Here is a 15,918-nt window from a genome sequence, read left to right on the forward strand (position 1 = left end):
GACGGGGCCCTGGACGCCCCGGCCGGACCAAAGCAAGAAATGCTTGCCGATAGCCTGCCGGCCCGCTAACGGGTGTCCCACCGTTTACCCGCCGGAACACGGCCCCGCCCAGTACGACGCCGGGGCCGACTTCCTGCGCGGGGACGGGACCGGACAGCGGGGGACGGCGACCCGCGGGGTGACAGCCGTCAGCCCGTCACCGGTTCCAGGCGGAGGCGGTGGTGGGGCCAGGGGGGCGGCTCCGCCGTCGGGCCGAACCAGACCCGGACGTCCTCGCCGGTGCGGACGGGGAGGGCGGGGAAGTCGTTCTCGGCGTGTTCGGTGCGGTGCAGGGCGTGTTCCGGGGCGAGGTGCCGGGCCGCGTACGCGTCGAAGGCCTCGAAGGCGGCCGGGTCGGGGTGGCAGACGGTGGCGAGCACCTCGCGGGCCCCGGGCGGCGGGAGGAAGCCGGGACCGCGCAGCAGCAGGACGTCGTCACTGTCGATCATGGTGGCGTTGGCCGCGTCGCGGTGCGCCCGCCAGACCGGTCCACCGTAGAAGGCCTCCAGGGACCGGCGACGTGCGGCCATGTCGGGGAAGGCGCGCAGCCAGACGAAGCGGTCCGGGTGGTCGAGGTCGCGGAAGCGGCCGCCGAGGGTGATGCCGACGGCCTCCTGCCCGGTCACGAACTCCCGCTCGAAGAGCTCGATCAGGGTGTCCCGGGCGCCGGGGTGCAGGGTGTACCGGCGCAGTTCGACGATCGGGTTCACGGCGATGGGGTTCCCGGCGACGTGGTTCATGCGGCGAGCCCGTCGAGGGCCGCTCCGGTGCGGGTGAGGTCCATCGTCCAGTTGAGCTCCCAGCTGCGGCCGCCGTCGGCGGAGAACTCCTGCTCCCAGCGGGCGGCGTCCGGGCCGAGGCGGTACCAGGTGAAGTGCACCCGGATCGGGCGGCCGCCGTAGGTGTCGTCGCCGTGGAAGTCGCCGCGGTCGCCGGTGAAGCCGCCGGTCACCGGTGGGTCGAGCCGGCCGGTGCGGCTGTCGGACCAGAAGATCGACCACTGCCGCGCCTCCCGGTCGTACAGGCGCAGGGTGGCGCCCCGGCGGCCGAGGGTGGGGAAGGCGATCTCGTCGATGTTGCCCGCGCCCCCGAACAGTGGCCGGACCACGGACTCGCCGGGGAACTCCTCCCAGCCGATGTCGCTGCCGATGTTGCTGTCGCCACCGCTGAGCGGGGCGGTGAGGCGGCGGTTGGCCACCCGCCAGGTGCCGTGCAGGAAGTCGAAGTCGTTCGTGCCGTTCATGTGCCGCAGGCTAGGAGCGGTCCACTGACATCCACTGTCAGTGAATACTGCTCGGTATGCGCGCGAGCCGACTGGTCACCCTGCTCCTGCTGCTCCAGAACCGGGGCCGGATGACCGCCCGGGAGTTGGCGCAGGAGCTGGAGGTGTCCGTCCGGACGGTCTACCGGGACGTGGAGGCGCTGGCCGCCGCTGGGATCCCGCTGTACGGCGAGGCCGGGCACGAGGGCGGCTACCGGCTGGTCGACGGCTACCGGACCCGCCTCACCGGGCTGACCGCCGAGGAGGCCCAGGCCGCGTTCCTCGCCGCGCTCCCGGGCACCGCCGCCGACCTCGGCCTCGGCGGGGCCCTCGCCACCGCCCAGCTCAAGCTGCGGGCCGCGCTGCCCGCGGAGCTGCGCGAGCACGCCGGGCGGATCCAGGAGCGCTTCCTGCTGGACGCCCCCGGCTGGTACGGCCGCGCGGACGAGACCCCGCACCTGGCGGCCGTCGCCGCGGCGGTGTGGGCGCGCCGGGCGGTGGTGCTGCGGTACCGGCGGTGGCGGGCGCCGGAGGAGATCGAGCGGCGGGTGGAGCCGTACGGGCTGGTGCTCAAGGCGGGCCGCTGGTACCTGGTGGCCGGCGGGCCGTCCGGGACGCGGACCTACCGGGTCGACCAGGTCATCGAACTGCGGCCGCTGCCGGAGGAGTTCTCCGTGCCGGAGGGCTTCGACCTGCCGGCGTACTGGCAGGCCCACCTGGCTGACTTCCGGGCCCGGCTGCACACCGGGGAGGCGCTGGTGCGGCTGACCCCGGAGGGTGCCCGGCGGCTCGGCGTGCCGCCGGGGGAGGGCGGCTGGACGCAGGCCCGGGTGCCGATCGAGTCGGTCGACCACGCGCACGGGGAGTTCCTGCGGCTGGGCGCCGACATCGAGGTGCTGGAACCGGCCGAACTGCGCGAGCGGATCGCGGGGACGGTCCGGGCGCTGGCCGCCCGCTACGGGAGCGCCGATTCCGGGAGGTGAGGGCCCAGGGCCGCCCGGAGCCGCCCGTAGCCGCTCAGGGCCGCCCGTCGCCGCCCGGAGCCGCTCAGAGCCCGACGAAGTGGTCGAACTCGCCGTCCTTGGCGCCCAGGATCCAGGCGTTGAGCTTGACCCGGGTGGTGGTGACGACCAGGTCGGGGCGGTCGGACTCGCGGATGTAGACGAGCTCCCCGGCGGAGGCGATCTCCAGGTACCTGGCCTCCCCGGCGCTGAAACTCGACCGCTGCCAGTTGAGCTGGTCCATGCGTGCTCCTCCTGATCGTTCACCACAGCCGCAACGAGGGTACTGCTCCACGCAAGAGGGCAGCGGCACCGTTTCGGTCATGTCAATTCGTGCGGGTCGCTGTGCTATTCCATTGGGGTGTCAGTCGTTCCTACACTGAGACCCCGCCGCACGGGGGCTGCGGGAGCCAGGTTGCCGACGGGCCCGGGGGAGGCACGTGTGACTGACCGGGGCTGGGACGAGGACGAAGCCCGGCCGTACTTCTTCCTCTCCTACGCGCACACGCCGAAGTCCGGTGCGCGGGGCGCCGGCGACCCGAACCACTGGGTGCGCCAGCTGTACCGGGACCTCTGCGAGGCGGTGCTCCAACTGACCACCGTCCCGGCCGGGGTGCCGGTCGGATTCATGGACGAGTCCATGCACCAGGGCGAGTTGTGGGCCGAGCGGCTGTCCGAGGAGCTGGCGACCTGCCGGGTCTTCGTGCCGCTGTACTCACCCCGGTACTTCAACAGCGTTCCGTGCGGCCAGGAGTGGCACGCCTTCACCCGCCGCCCGGTCTACCCGGCGACCATGGAGGTGGAGCGCACCAGTGGCATCGTCCCGGTGCTGTGGGCGCCGATGAGCCGCTACCGGCTGCCCCAGGTGGCCAGCGAACTCCAGTTCAACCACGCGGGGTTCGGGCCCGACTACGCCACCGAGGGCCTGTACGCGCTGATGAAGCTCAGCTACTTCCGGGCCGCCTACGAACTGGCCGTGCACCGGCTGGCCGCGCGGATCGTCCAGGTGGCGGAGGAGACGGTGATCCCGGTCGGGCGGCGGCTGGAATTCAACGGGCTGCCCAGCGCGTTCAACGTGTCCGCCCCGACCAAGCAGCTGCGGATCTCCGTACTCACCTACCACCAGGGCGAGTTGCCGCAGGACCGCAACCCCGACTTCTACGGCGCCCGGCGCACCGACTGGCACCCGTACCGGCCGGCCGGCTCGCCCATCGCGCAGCACGCCGTACGGCTGGCACGGCAGTTGGGGTTCCAGCCGACCGTGCACGAGTTCGACGACGAGGTGGAGTCCATCATCGAGGGCAACGCCGAGGCCCCCGGACTGCTGCTGCTGGACCGGTGGGCGCTGCGCGACCCGCGCCGCCGGGAGCTGGTCCGCCGCTTCGACCGCTCCGACGCCACCTGGGTCAGCGTCCTGGAACCGTGGAACACCGAGGACCGGGAGTGCCTCGAACGGGACGGCGAGTTCAGCGGACTGAGCGACCAGACGCTGCGCAAGACCCGGCGGGCCGGGCGCCCGAGCTTCCTCGGCGTGACCGGCCCGACCGGGCTGAACAGCCTGGAGGACTTCGACGACGCGCTGCCCCGTGCCGCGATGAAGGCCAAGTACGCCTTCGAGAGCCGGACCAGGGCCGAACCGGAGGAGCCCCCGGCGCCCCGGCCGAGCCTGCGCGAGGCCTTCCGCCGCGGCCCCGGGGGCTACGGGCCGGACGGCTTCGGCGGGCACCGCACCGAACCCTTCGGCCCGGACCCCTTCGACCGCGACCACGACCCCGACCGGGACGACCGCGACGACCGCGCCGCGCGGGACGGCAGCCCCGGCCGGGACGGCCGCGCCGCGCGGGACGACTACGGCGCGCGGGACGACTACGGCGCCGACGAGGAACGCACCGTCCGACTCTCCCGCGCGGACTACGCCGCCCCCGACGCCCGGACCGCCCCCGACCCCCGGACCGTCCCCGACCCCCGCGCCGCCCCCGAGGACCGCACCACCCGTATCACCCGCACCACCCGCACCACCCGTGACGACCGCACCGCCCGTGACAACGATCGCCCCTACCGCAACGACCGTGACGACGGCGATGACCCCGATGCTGGGATGGCGCCCTTGGGAGGACCGCACCGATGAGTGACAACACCACCAGGAACCTGCGCCTCGGCGCCGCCGAACTGGCCGCCACCCGCGAGGCCGCCCGGCAGGCCGCCGAGCAGGACCGCCAGGGCCGGATCATCACCTTCTACTCCTACAAGGGCGGCACCGGCCGCACCATGGCCCTCGCCAACACCGCGTGGATCCTCGCCGCCAACGGCTTCCGGGTGCTCACCGTCGACTGGGACCTGGAGGCGCCCGGCCTCGCCAAGTTCTTCCACCCCTTCCTGGACCCGGCCTCGCTGGCCGGCACCACCGGGATGATGGACCTGATCGCCGAGTACCGGGAGGAGGCGCTGCGCCCGGTCGAGCACGCCGAGGGCTGGCACCTGGACTTCGCCCGGGTGCACCCGCACGCCCTCTCGCTCTCCTGGCCGCACTTCCCGGCCGGCGGCAGCCTGGACTTCCTCTCCGCCGGCCAGTTCAACCGGGACTACTCCGAGGCCGTCACCCACCTCGACTGGGACATCTTCTACGACCGCTTCGACGGCGGACAGTTCTTCGACGCGCTCAAGGCCGACATGGCCAAGCGCTACGACTACGTGCTGATCGACTCCCGCACCGGCCTGTCCGACATCGCCGAGATCTGCACCGTGCAGATGCCCGACGACCTGGTGGTCTGCTTCACCCTCAGCGACCAGTCCATCGACGGCGCCTCCCGGATCGCCCAGCACATCCACGACCGCTACCGCGACCGCGGCATCCGCATCCTGCCCGTCCCGATGCGCATCGACGAGGGCGAGAAGGAGAAGGCCGACGCCGGCCGCGCCCTGGCCCGGGTCCGCTTCGACGGCCTGCCCGCCGGCCTGGGCAGCGAGGAACTCGCGGGCTACTGGGGCTCGGTGGAGATCCCGTACCGGCCGTTCTACGCCTACGAGGAGATCCTCGCCACCTTCGGCGACCAGACCGGCACCCCCACCTCGATGCTGGCCGCCTGCGAGCGCCTCACCTCGATGATCACCGAGGGCCGGGCCGCCGGCCTGCCGCCGATGGACGAGGAGGTGCGGCTGCGCTACGTGGACGCCTTCACCCGCCGCCGCCCGTCCGTGCCCGCCGACCTCTACCTGTCCTACGTGCCCGAGGACCGGATGTGGGCGGACTGGATCGAGTCCGTGCTGACCAGGGCCGGCTTCCGGGTGCTGCCGCGCGACCTCAGCGCCGGCACCGACCCGCGCGAGGAGACCGAGCGCGGCATCGACTCCGCCTACCGCACGGTCGCCGTCCTCTCGCCCGCCTACCAGCGCTCCCCGCAGGCCCGGGCGCTGTGGGAGTCGGTGGTCAACTCCGACCCCTCCGGCACCCGGCGCCAGCTGCTGCCGGTGCGCGTCGGCGACGTCCGGCTCACCGCGCCGTTCAGCAACCGCAACCCGGTCGACCTGGTCGGCCGCGACGAGAACCAGTCCATCCAGAGCCTGCTGCGCGCCCTCGGCCGCGGCGACGCCGTGCTCGGCGACGCCCCGGCCGGCGGCCCGCGCTTCCCCGGCAGCAAGCCCTCGGTGTGGGACGTCCCGCCGCGCAACCCCTCCTTCACCGGCCGCGCCGCCGTCCTGGAGCAGCTGCGCAACCAGCTACGCGGCGGCATGGCGGCCGTGCTGCCCACCCCGCAGACCCTGTACGGGCTCGGCGGCGTCGGCAAGACCCAGGTCGCGCTGGAGTACGCCCACCGCTTCATGTCCGACTACGACCTGGTCTGGTGGATCGACGCCGAGCAGACCGAACTGGTCGCCCCGGCCCTCGCCGAACTCGCCCGCCGCCTCGGCCTGCGGGTCGGCGACTCCGTCACCGAGGCCGCCGAGGCCGCCCGGGAGGCGCTGCGCCGCGGCGTGCCCACCTCGCGCTGGCTGCTGATCTTCGACAACGCCGACGAGCCCTCCGAGATCCGCCGGTTCTTCCCCGGCGGCTCCGGCCACATCCTGGTCACCTCCCGCAACCAGGCCTGGACCGGGCACGCCGAGGCGCTGGAGGTCGACGTCTTCACCCGCGGCGAGAGCGTCGAGCACCTGTGCCGGCGCGCCCGCAGCCTCTCCCGCGCGGACGCCGACCGGGTCGCCGAGGCCGTCGGCGACCTGCCGCTGGCCGTCGAGGTGGCCGCCGCCTGGCTGGACACCACCGGCACCCCGGTGGAGACCTACGTCGCCCAGCTGCACGCCGAGGCCGCCCGCGCCCTCGCCGTCGACCACCCCACCGACTACCCCACCCCGGTCGCCGCGACCTGGAACGTCTCCATCGGCCGGCTGCGCCAGCAGTCCCCGGCCGCCGTCCGGCTGCTCCAGCTGTGCGCCTTCTTCGCGCCCGAGCCGATCTCGATGAACCTGTTCTACAGCGACCAGATGATCCGGGCGCTGGTGAAGTACGACGCCGACCTCAGCGACAAGTTCATGCTCGGCAAGGTCATCCAGGCGATCGGCCGGTACGCGCTGGCCAAGGTCGACGCCGGCAGCAACAGCTTCCAGGTGCACCGCCTCGTCCAGGCGGTGATCCGGGCCGGGATGACCGACGACGAGCAGGAGATCGCCGTCCACGAGGTGCACCGCATCCTCACCGGCGCCCGGCCCGTCCTCGGCGACACCGACGACCCGGCCAACTGGCCCGCCTTCGACGAGATCTGGCCGCACCTGTCGCCCTCCAAGGCGCACAACTGCGACGAGGCCGACACCCGCCAGCTGCTCATCGACCGGGTCCGCTACCTGTGGAAGCGCGGCGAACTCGACCGCGCCCGCGACCTCGGCCACGCCCTCGACGCCGAGTGGACCAGCAAGCTCGGCGAGGACGACCGGCAGACCCTGCTGCTGCGCTTCCAACTCGCCAACGTGCTGCGCTCCCAGGGCAACTACGCCGAGGCCCTGGCCCTGGACGAGGCCACCCTGGAGCGCCAGCGGGTGCTCCTCGGCGAACACCACCCGTACACCCTGATGACGGCTGGCTCGCTCGGCGCCGACCGGCGGGCGCTCGGCCGCTTCCAGGCCGCGCTCGACCTCGACCAGGAGATCCTGGAGCAGTTCCGCGAACTGTTCGGCGACGACAACCCGCGCACCCTGTCGATGGCCAACAACCTCGCCATCGACTTCCGGCTGGTCGGCAACAGCGAGGCCGCCCGCGAACTCGACCAGGAGACCCTCGACCGGCGCACCGCCGTCCTCGGCCCCAAGCACCCCTACACCCTCTCCACCAAGTCCAACCTGGCCCGCGACCTGCGCGAACTCGGCGACTACCGCGGCTCGGTGGACCTCCTCCAGGAGGTCACCTCCGACCTCGGCGACGTCCTCGACCCGGACCTCCCGGAGAACCTGCGCAACGCCAAGTCGCTGGCCGTCTCCCTGCGCCGGATCGGCCAGCTCGCCGAGGCCCGCCGGATCACCAAGGAGACCTACGAGCGCTACCTGGAGCGCTACGGCGCCGACGCCCCCGACGCGCTCGCCTGCGCGCTCAACCTGGCGGCCGACCACAGCGCCTCCGGCGACAAGGAGGCCGCCCGCGACCTCTGCTCCACCGTCTTCGAGGGCCACCGGCGGCTGTTCGGCGACGAGCACCCGTTCACCCTGGCCTGCGCCAACAACCTGGGCATCTACCTGCGCGGCAGCGGCGACGTCCAGGGTGCCATCGAGCGCGGCCGGCTCACCGTCGACGGACTGACCCGCTCGGTCGGCGCCGAGCACCCGTACACCCTCAACGCGGTGATCAACCTGGCCAACGCCTACGGCGACGACGGGCAGGCCGACCTCGCCGAGGCGCTCGGCCGGGCCGCCTACTCGGGCCTGTGCGGGCGGTACTCGCCGCAGCACCCGGACGCCGTCGCCTGCGAGGCCAACCTGGCGATCACCCTGCGCTCGGCCGGCCGGCACACCCAGGCCGCCGAACTGCGCGCCCGGGCGATCTCCGAACTGATCCGGCAGTTCGGCGAGGAGCACCCCAACACCGTCTCCGCCCGCGGCTGGAAGCGGATCAACCGCGACCTGGAGCCGCAGCCCGTATGACCGGACGAGGGGCGGGGTACGCTGCCGAGCCATGAGTACCCTGCCCCCCGTCCTGGTCACCCGGCACCCCGCGCCCGGCGTCCTGGAACGGCTCACCGACCGGTACGCCGTCACCGTGCGCGAGACCGACGAGGAGCTGGACCGGGCCGAACTGCTCGCCGCCGTCCGCGGCCGCCGGGCCGTGCTCACCACCCTCAACAACCGGGTGGACGCCGAGTTCCTGGACGCCGCCGGCCCCCAGCTGGAGATCGTCGCCAACCACGCCGTCGGCTACCACAACATCGACCTGGCGGCCTGCGCCGAACGCGGCGTCGTCGTCACCAACACCCCCGGCGTGCTCACCAACGCCACCGCCGAGACCGCCTGGGCGCTGCTGCTGGCCGCCGTCCGCCGGCTCGGCGAGGGCGAGCGGCTGCTGCGCTCCGGCACGCCGTGGACCTGGAGCCCGAACTTCCTGCTCGGCCTGGAACTGGCCGGCACCCCGCTCGGCGTGCTCGGCATGGGCCGGATCGGGCAGTCGGTGGCCCGCCGGGCCGCCGCCTTCGACATGCCGGTCGGCTACCACAACCGCCGCGCCCTGCCGCCCGAGCAGGCCCACGGCGCCGAGTGGAAGCCGCTGGAGGAACTGCTCGCCACCTCCACCGTGCTGGTCGTCACCTGCCCGTGCACCGAGGAGACCCGGCACCTGCTGGACGCCCGCCGGCTGGCCCTGCTGCCGCCCGGGGCGGTGGTGGTCAGCATGACCGCCGGCGTGGTGGACGAGGAGGCGCTGGCCGCCGCGCTGGAGTCCGGCGCGCTGTTCGCCGCCGCCGTGGACAACTTCGAGCACGAGCCGGACGTCCCGTCCGCGCTGCTCGCCCAGGAGCGCGCGGTGCTGGTCCCGCACCTGGGCAGCGCCACCGTACGGACCCGGCAGGCGATGGGCGGCCTGGCAGTGGACAACATCCTCGCGGTGCTGGGCGGCTCCGAACCACTGACCCCGGTGAAGCGCTGACCGGGGTTACCCCGCCGCCCAGGCCAGGGCCGTGGTCATCACCCGGAACGCCCCGAAGTGCGCGGCGCCGGGCTCCAGGAAGAGCTCGGCGCCGGGGACGTGGTCGGCCAGCCAGCGGGAGTGGTCCACCGGCGAGAACTGGTCGTCCGCGCCGTGCCACAGCCAGGTCGGCACCCCGATCGACCCGACGTCGAAGCCCCAGTCGGCGGTGAAGGCCAGCACGTCGTCGATCCAGCCGTCCGCGCCGTGCCGGAACGCCTCCCGGTAGTTGCTCTGCAGCATCCGGCGCAGCCCGCTGTCCGCCACCACCTCCCGGTCGGCGGGCGACAGTTCGGTGCGCAGCCCGTTCAGCAGCCGGACCGGGTCGTCCTTGATCTGGCGGGAGCGGAACTCCATCGCGTCGGCGATCCGGCCGTGCCCGCGCTCCGCCTCCCGGTAGGCCCGGACGTTGGACGGGGTCATCCCCGCGTACCAGTCCAGGCCGGTCGCGTTCCGGGGCGCCAGCCCCACCAGCACCGCCACCCGGCTGACCCGCCCCGGCAGCATCGCCGCGCAGGCCAGCGCGTGCGGGCCGCCGCCGGAGCGGCCCAGCACGGCGAAGTCGCCCAGGCCCAACTCGTCGGCGATGGTGCGCACATCGGCCGCCGCGTGCGACACCCGGCGGCCGAACAGCCGGGTCGAGTCGCCGTAGCCCGGCCGGTCGTAGGAGATCAGCCGCACCCCCAGCCGGTACAGCACGGTGCTGCGCGGATGCGGCCCGACCCTGCTGCCCGGCATGCCGTGCAGCAGGAACACCGGACGGCCGCGCGGATCGCCGAGGGACTCCACGGCGAGGGCGCGACCGTCCGCCGCTTTGACCATCCGTAACGCCACGCGTTCCTCCTCAGTGCTCCCGGTCGGTGGTGGTGCGCACCTCCCGGCGGGCCTGCCAGGTGGTGTGCTCGCGGGACACCGCGTCCTCGGCGTCCCGGGCCAGCCGGGCCCAGATCTCCTCGGCGTCCATCGACTCCAGGTCCAGCCGGGCGAGTTGGAGGCGGATCAGCTCCAGCTCCTCGGCGGCCAGCCCGTACGCGGCGGCCAGCGGGCGGTACTGGCGCAGCTGCGCCCAGGCGGTGACCGAGGCGGCCACTGCCGACACCGTGCCCAGCGCGTCGTAGGTGAAGGCGCCGAGGGCCCGCAGCACCGCCAGCGCCAGGCCCAGCGCCGGCAGCAGCACCCCCAGGACGTCCGTCCAGTAGCCGGCCCGGGCGCAGTAGCGGGCCTTGCCGCGGTACCAGTCGTGCTGCACCCGGATCCGCTCGTTCAGGTACACCTCGCGGCGCACCGCCAGCGGCTGCCCGCGCAGGTCGCGCATGGCCGGGGTGATGTCCACCCCGGTCGCCGGCACCCCCACCGGGCCGCCCCGGAACGCGCCCAGCACCCGGGCGAGTTGGAAGCGGTACAGGCCCTCGGCGTCCGGCAGGCTGTGCGGCGGCGGCTGGTAGGCGTCCGCCCGGACGGCGAACTTCCAGGCCAGCGTCTTCACCGACTCGGCGGCCGCCCGGCCCTCGTACCAGAGGCCCTGCGGGTTCTGCCGGCCGATCACCACCGCCAGCGCCACCGCGCCCAGGTAGGCCGCGGCGGCCGCCCAGGCCCACGGCTCGCCGTCGGCCGAGCCGGTCGCGGCCGCGACCAGCAGCAGGAGCAGCTCCCAGGCGGAGAGCAGCACCGAACGGCGCTGGCCGCGCAGCGAGGCCGCGTCGGCGGCCCAGAAGAACTCGGGCAGCAGCTCCCGCTCGCGCACCCACCCGGTCCGTCCCGCACCAGACGCCATGCTCGGCCCCCACCCGTCGCTCCGGTCCCTCCGCTCTCCTGCCCCGGGCGGGTCGCCGGTACGCCTGGCCGCGGCGGGGGCGCCGCGCAATGGCCGGGAAGGCCCGGTGGATTGTCTGGTACGCCCCGTAGTCGGACGGTTGCGGGCCGTCAACAAGGTGTCGTCAGTAGGTGTAGAGGATGCGCTCGGCGTTGTCGGCCATCTGCTTGGTGTTCCACTCGGTGCCCCCCGGGACGTTGCCGGAGCGGAACAGCGGCGGCGCGGCGGCGTCCCCGGCGGCCGCCCGGTCGGCCAGCCGGCCGACCGCGGAGGCGACCACGGCCTGCATCAGCGCGCTGGTGACGATGGTGGAGACCGGGCCGAAGGAGGTCTCGGCGCCCGGGTGGGTCAGCTCGCCGTCGCCCACCGCGACCTTGCTGTCCAGCACCACGTCGCAGTGGTCCTTGAGGTAGGTGCCGGAGGGGTGCGCCGAGGGCACCTCCTCGGGGTAGGCCAGCGAGGTCACCCCGATCACCTTCAAGCCGCGGTCCCGGGCGTACCGGGCCAGCTCGACCGGCATCACCTGGCGGCCGGAGAGCGAGATCAGGAACAGCAGGTCCCCGCTGGTCGCCGGGGTCAGGTCCAGGGTCGAGGTGGCCAGCCCGGACACCCGCTCCAGGGCGCTGGCCAGCGGCGCGGGCATCATCGTCACCCCGGCCATCCCGGGCACGTTCAGCAGGTTCATCGGGACCAGCCCGCCGGCCCGGTAGACCACGTCCTGGGCCGGCAGCGAGGAGTGCCCGGCGCCGAAGGTGAACACCCGGCGGCCCTCGGTGATCGCCTCGGCCAGCAGGGCGGCCGCCGCCTCGATGGTGTCGGACTCCTCCGCGCGGACCCGGTTCAGGTGGGCGATCGCCGCGTCGAAGTACCGGCCGACCAGGTCGTTCATCGGTTGCCTTCGCTCTCTGCCGGTGGGGGCGCCGGCCGGGTGGGGCGACCGGGACGGCCCGGACGCCAGTGGAGAAAGCTACGGCGAGCACGGTCGCGCCCCGGCGGCACCGCTGTCAACAGGAACGAAAACCGGTCCCGGAAACCCCGGGGCGGGCCCGGTTGTCGGTGCGGTACGTCAGAATTGGCGGTGAGGACACCGAAGAACGGAGCCAGCGGCGATGTCTGGGCTGATCGACACCACTGAGATGTACCTTCGCACCATCCTGGAGCTGGAGGAAGAGGGCATCGTCCCGATGCGTGCCCGGATCGCGGAGCGCCTGGAGCAGAGCGGTCCCACGGTCAGCCAGACGGTCGGCCGGATGGAGCGAGACGGGCTGCTCCAGGTCGCCGGCGACCGCCACCTCGAACTGACCGAGGAGGGCCGGCGGCTCGCGGTGCGCGTGATGCGCAAGCACCGCATCGCCGAGTGCCTGCTCGTCGACGTGATCGGCCTGGAGTGGGAGCAGGTGCACGAGGAGGCCTGCCGCTGGGAGCACGTGATGAGCGAGACGGTCGAGCGCAAGGTGCTCGCCATGCTCGGCCACCCGACCCAGTCCCCGTACGGCAACCCGATCCCGGGGCTGGACGAGCTGGGCGACACCAAGGCCGAGGGCGAGGGCTTCGACGCCGCGCTCGTCCCGCTGGACACCGTCAAGCCGGGCGAGGCCGGGGCGGACGTGGTGGTCCGCCGGATCGGCGAGCCGATCCAGACGGACAGCGAGCTGATGAGCACCCTGCGCCGGGCCGGCGTCCGGCCGGGCTCCACGATCAAGGTGGCGGCCGGCACCGGCGTCGGCGGCGTGCTCGTCGGCACCGGGGACAACGCGGCGGAGCTGGGCAAGGACATCGCCCAGCACGTCTTCGTCGCCCAGGCCTGACCCCGCTCGGCCGGGCCCGATCGCCGCGCCCCGTGCGACGGTCGGGAAGCCCCGGGTGACGATCGGGGCCCGCTGCTCCCCGTGCAGCGGGCCCTTCCCGTCCCTCCCCGGCTCCCTCCCGGTCCCCTCCTGCCCCTCCCGTTCCCTCCCGGCCCCTCCACCGCCTCGCCCGGCTTCCCCGTCCGAGCGACCCTTCCGGCGACCCCACACACCGCAATTCCTCCCCTCGGCCGATCATGGCAATCCTTGAGCGCTGTCACTCGTACGAGGGGCTTTCCCGGTTGACCAGCGGGTAGACCGAGGCCTTATCCGCACATGCGTGTGACGGGCCCCGCCTCCGGTGGGAGACAAGGCCCGTCACTCGCGCGCGTTGTGTCGCGCGGTGCACGCCCTCACCCGATCGGCGCAGGGCGGCAGGCTTCGGCTGTTCGGGCGCCGGCCGTTCAGACGCCGGCCGGCTGGGCTGCCTGGAGCTGCTGGGCGGGCGCCTCGCGGCCGCAGGCGTAGGCGAGCGGACTGATCAGCTCGGCGGCGTCCGGCAGCCAGCGGTTGGACTCGGAGGGGGAGCGGGCCCACTGGGCGTAACCGGTGGAGCCGATCCGCGAGGGCGGGGCGACCGTCCAGTCCCCCTCGCCGCGGGCGACCAGGTCCAGCCGCCCGGGCGGCCAGCCGAGCTTGCGGAGCATCTCCGGCAGCTTGGCCGCGACGCCGGGCAGCACCAGGAAGTGCAGCCGCCGCCCGACCCGGCCGGGCGAGCTGGGCAGCACCACGACCGGGCCGAGCTGGAGGTCCATCCGCTCCATCCGGGCCAGCGCCAGGCACCCGGCGGTCTCCGGCACGTCCAGGACGTCGAAGGACCGGCCGGTGGGCAGCAGGATCGAGGCCTTGGGCCGTTCGGTCCACCAGCGCCGCACCGCGCCCGGCCCGGCGCTCGCCTTGCGGGCCCAGTCCGCGTCCAGCGGGTGGGCGCCCGGCTGGGGGCAGCGCTGGTCGCCGCAGGAGCAGCGGGCGGGCCCGTCGCCGTCGATCAGCCAGGCGCCGGGGGCCACCTCCCAGTGGCGGTTCTCGGCGTAGCCGACGGCTTCGATCAGCAGCGGGGGCAGGCCGGCGTTCTTGTCCTGGCCGGGGGCGTCGGGGATGTCTTCCACGGGCTGCTCAACTACCGTGCGTGAGGCTGGTTACGGCCCGGCGGGCCCCGGTCGGCCGCATCCCGGCAATGTCACCCGAACCGGTGACTCAAGCGAGTTGGGGCGGGCGGAGGCAGGCGCAGCGGGGGCGCACGGAAGCATTCCCCAGGGCGCGCGGGGGGTGCGGTTCGTCACCGTGGGTATCCCGCTGACGTTGCTGATCGCTAACCTGGTGTCAGATTCCTTGGACGGTCGGACAGTCGGCAACAGATCAGCACATCGTCGCCCGCCGGCCGGGACCGGAGGGTGTGGGGAGGCGAAGCCCAATGGCCGCGAGACCACTCGTCGCACGACAGCCCAACGAGCGCCTGCAGCAACTGATCCAGGAGGCCAGTTGCTCCAACGCCGGTCTGGCCCGCAGGGTCAACCTGTGCGGCGCGGAGCACGGACTGGACCTGCGCTACGACAAGACCTCCGTCGCCCGCTGGCTGCGCGGGCAGCAGCCGCGCGGTCAGGCGCCGGCCGTGATCGCCGAGGCGCTCGGGCGCAAGCTCGGCCGCAGCGTGTCGGTCGAGGAGATCGGCATGGCCGACGGCAAGAACCTCAGCTCCGGCATCGGGCTGCAGTTCGCGCCGACCCTGAACGCGGCCCTGGAGCAGGTGTGCGAGCTGTGGCGCAGTGACGTCGGCCGGCGGGACTTCCTCACCGGGGCGACGGTCGCCGCCTCCGCGCTGGTGGAGCCCAGCCGGGACTGGCTGATCACCCCGCCCGACCCGGTGGTGGCCCGCACCGGCGGCCCCCGGGTCGGCCCGACGGACGTGTCCGCGATCAAGGCCACCACCGCGATGCTGGTCGACCTGGACCACCGCTTCGGCAGCGGCCATGTGCGCCCGGTCGTCGTGCACTACCTCAACTCGGTGGTCTCCGGTCTGCTCGGCGGCGCCTACCGGGAGGAGACCGGGCGCCAACTCTTCGCCGCGGTGGCCCGGTTGACCGAACTGGCCGGCTACATGGCGGTGGACACCGGGCAGCCCGGGCTCGCCCAGCGCTACTACATCCAGGCCCTGCGGCTCGCCCAGGCCGCTGACGACCGCGGCTACGGCGGCTACGTGCTGGCCGCCTCGATGAGCCACCTGGCGGCCACCCTCGGCAACCCGCGGGAGATCGCCCAGCTCGCCCGTGCCGCCCAGGAGGGCGCCCGTACGGTGGCCACCCCGACGGCGATGGCGATGTTCTACGCCGCCGAGGCCCGCGGCCACGCCCTGCTCGGCGACGCCCGCTCCTGCGAGGCGGTGTCGGCCAAGGCCCTGGAGATGATGGAGAAGCGCCGCCCCGAGGACGACCCGGACTGGATCGCCCACTTCGACGACGCCTACCTCTCCGACGAACTCGCCCACTGCCACCGGGACCTCGAACAGGCCGGGCCGGCCGAGCACTACGCCCGCCGGGCGCTCGACCTGCACCCGCCGACCCGGGTCCGCCGCCGCGCGGTGGACCTCGTGCTGCTCGCCACCGCCCAGCTCCAGCAGCGCGACCTGGAACGCGCCTGCGAGACGGGCACCCAGGCGGTGCGGCTGCTCAGCGGGCTGCGCTCCAACCGGGGCGTGGAGTACCTGGACGAGTTCCGGCGCCGGCTGGAGCCCTACCGGGAGCAGCGGGTGGTGCGCGAGTTCCACGCCAGGGCGGACGCGGAGGCGGCCTGACCACCGTCTG

At 73.7% G+C, this 15,918-nt stretch carries 13 protein-coding genes; 6 read left to right on the plus strand and 7 right to left on the minus strand.

Annotation, left to right across the window (positions count from 1 at the left end; translation table 11 throughout):
- Positions 1 to 188: 188 nt before the first annotated feature.
- Together ACFC1T_RS16295 and ACFC1T_RS16300 are read right to left on the minus strand one after the other, a co-directional pair.
- Positions 189 to 779, minus strand: a complete 591-nt coding sequence (locus ACFC1T_RS16295) for an NIPSNAP family protein (RefSeq protein ID WP_375888873.1) — start codon at positions 777 to 779, stop codon at positions 189 to 191.
- Positions 776 to 1,282: a hypothetical protein gene (locus tag ACFC1T_RS16300; RefSeq protein ID WP_375888875.1), complete on the minus strand. Its 507-nt coding sequence runs from the start codon at positions 1,280 to 1,282 to the stop codon at positions 776 to 778. The genes ACFC1T_RS16295 and ACFC1T_RS16300 overlap by 4 nt, the downstream gene beginning before the upstream one ends.
- 56 nt (positions 1,283 to 1,338) lie before the next feature.
- Between ACFC1T_RS16300 and ACFC1T_RS16305 the strand changes: the two genes are divergently transcribed.
- Positions 1,339 to 2,283 (plus strand): helix-turn-helix transcriptional regulator, encoded by a 945-nt coding sequence (locus tag ACFC1T_RS16305; protein WP_375888877.1) that lies wholly within the window; start codon positions 1,339 to 1,341, stop codon positions 2,281 to 2,283.
- Positions 2,284 to 2,347: 64 nt separating this feature from the next.
- Here the strand turns inward: ACFC1T_RS16305 and ACFC1T_RS16310 are convergent, their stop codons facing one another.
- Positions 2,348 to 2,545, minus strand: a complete 198-nt coding sequence (locus tag ACFC1T_RS16310) for a DUF397 domain-containing protein (protein WP_375888879.1) — start codon at positions 2,543 to 2,545, stop codon at positions 2,348 to 2,350.
- 198 nt (positions 2,546 to 2,743) lie between these two features.
- On the opposite strand from ACFC1T_RS16310, the gene ACFC1T_RS16315 reads away from it, so the two are divergent.
- The 3 genes from ACFC1T_RS16315 to ACFC1T_RS16325 are packed head-to-tail and all read left to right on the plus strand — an operon-like array spanning position 2,744 to position 9,418.
- The gene (locus tag ACFC1T_RS16315) at positions 2,744 to 4,429 is read left to right on the plus strand and encodes a TIR-like protein FxsC (protein WP_375888882.1); all 1,686 of its coding nucleotides are present in this window, start codon (positions 2,744 to 2,746) and stop codon (positions 4,427 to 4,429) included.
- Positions 4,426 to 8,424, plus strand: coding sequence for an FxSxx-COOH system tetratricopeptide repeat protein (gene fxsT, locus ACFC1T_RS16320; protein WP_375888884.1), 3,999 nt, complete (start codon positions 4,426 to 4,428; stop codon positions 8,422 to 8,424). Before ACFC1T_RS16315 ends, fxsT begins: the two co-directional genes overlap by 4 nt.
- A gap of 31 nt (positions 8,425 to 8,455) precedes the next feature.
- Positions 8,456 to 9,418 carry a 2-hydroxyacid dehydrogenase gene (locus tag ACFC1T_RS16325; protein WP_375888887.1) on the plus strand — a complete coding sequence of 321 codons (963 nt, stop codon included), beginning with the start codon at positions 8,456 to 8,458 and terminating at the stop codon, positions 9,416 to 9,418.
- A 6-nt stretch (positions 9,419 to 9,424) separates the two neighbouring features.
- Here ACFC1T_RS16325 and ACFC1T_RS16330 read toward each other — a convergent pair whose 3' ends face one another.
- From ACFC1T_RS16330 to ACFC1T_RS16340, 3 genes are all read right to left on the minus strand, one after another.
- On the minus strand, positions 9,425 to 10,279 hold the full coding sequence (locus ACFC1T_RS16330; RefSeq protein ID WP_375889199.1) for an alpha/beta fold hydrolase: 855 nt from the start codon (positions 10,277 to 10,279) through the stop codon (positions 9,425 to 9,427).
- A 22-nt stretch (positions 10,280 to 10,301) separates the two neighbouring features.
- Positions 10,302 to 11,201 (minus strand): DUF4231 domain-containing protein, encoded by a 900-nt coding sequence (locus ACFC1T_RS16335; RefSeq protein ID WP_375888890.1) that lies wholly within the window; start codon positions 11,199 to 11,201, stop codon positions 10,302 to 10,304.
- Between the two features lie 193 nt (positions 11,202 to 11,394).
- Complete coding sequence (locus tag ACFC1T_RS16340) at positions 11,395 to 12,159, minus strand: SIS domain-containing protein (RefSeq protein ID WP_375888891.1); 765 nt, start codon at positions 12,157 to 12,159, stop codon at positions 11,395 to 11,397.
- 220 nt (positions 12,160 to 12,379) lie between these two features.
- On the opposite strand from ACFC1T_RS16340, the gene ACFC1T_RS16345 reads away from it, so the two are divergent.
- Complete coding sequence (locus tag ACFC1T_RS16345; protein WP_375888894.1) at positions 12,380 to 13,078, plus strand: metal-dependent transcriptional regulator; 699 nt, start codon at positions 12,380 to 12,382, stop codon at positions 13,076 to 13,078.
- Positions 13,079 to 13,521: 443 nt separating this feature from the next.
- On the opposite strand, the gene ACFC1T_RS16350 is transcribed toward ACFC1T_RS16345, so the two are convergent.
- Positions 13,522 to 14,226 carry a bifunctional DNA primase/polymerase gene (locus tag ACFC1T_RS16350; protein WP_375888897.1) on the minus strand — a complete coding sequence of 235 codons (705 nt, stop codon included), beginning with the start codon at positions 14,224 to 14,226 and terminating at the stop codon, positions 13,522 to 13,524.
- 305 nt (positions 14,227 to 14,531) lie between these two features.
- Between ACFC1T_RS16350 and ACFC1T_RS16355 the strand changes: the two genes are divergently transcribed.
- Complete coding sequence (locus tag ACFC1T_RS16355) at positions 14,532 to 15,908, plus strand: transcriptional regulator (RefSeq protein WP_375888900.1); 1,377 nt, start codon at positions 14,532 to 14,534, stop codon at positions 15,906 to 15,908.
- Positions 15,909 to 15,918: the final 10 nt, after the last annotated feature.

The sequence above is a fragment of the Kitasatospora sp. NPDC056076 genome, assembly GCF_042266305.1.
Taxonomy (GTDB): domain Bacteria; phylum Actinomycetota; class Actinomycetes; order Streptomycetales; family Streptomycetaceae; genus Kitasatospora.

Excerpts from the sequence above, each read along its gene's own strand:
- ACFC1T_RS16330 (WP_375889199.1), bottom strand. The coding sequence starts at position 10,279 with ATGGTCAAAGCGGCGGACGGTCGCGCCCTCGCCGTGGAGTCCCTCGGC.
- ACFC1T_RS16300 (WP_375888875.1), bottom strand. The coding sequence starts at position 1,282 with ATGAACGGCACGAACGACTTCGACTTCCTGCACGGCACCTGGCGGGTG.
- ACFC1T_RS16295 (WP_375888873.1), bottom strand. The coding sequence starts at position 779 with ATGAACCACGTCGCCGGGAACCCCATCGCCGTGAACCCGATCGTCGAA.
- ACFC1T_RS16340 (WP_375888891.1), bottom strand. The coding sequence starts at position 12,159 with ATGAACGACCTGGTCGGCCGGTACTTCGACGCGGCGATCGCCCACCTG.
- ACFC1T_RS16310 (WP_375888879.1), bottom strand. The coding sequence starts at position 2,545 with ATGGACCAGCTCAACTGGCAGCGGTCGAGTTTCAGCGCCGGGGAGGCC.
- ACFC1T_RS16345 (WP_375888894.1), top strand. The coding sequence starts at position 12,380 with ATGTCTGGGCTGATCGACACCACTGAGATGTACCTTCGCACCATCCTG.
- ACFC1T_RS16325 (WP_375888887.1), top strand. The coding sequence starts at position 8,456 with ATGAGTACCCTGCCCCCCGTCCTGGTCACCCGGCACCCCGCGCCCGGC.
- ACFC1T_RS16355 (WP_375888900.1), top strand. The coding sequence starts at position 14,532 with ATGGCCGCGAGACCACTCGTCGCACGACAGCCCAACGAGCGCCTGCAG.
- fxsT (WP_375888884.1), top strand. The coding sequence starts at position 4,426 with ATGAGTGACAACACCACCAGGAACCTGCGCCTCGGCGCCGCCGAACTG.
- ACFC1T_RS16305 (WP_375888877.1), top strand. The coding sequence starts at position 1,339 with ATGCGCGCGAGCCGACTGGTCACCCTGCTCCTGCTGCTCCAGAACCGG.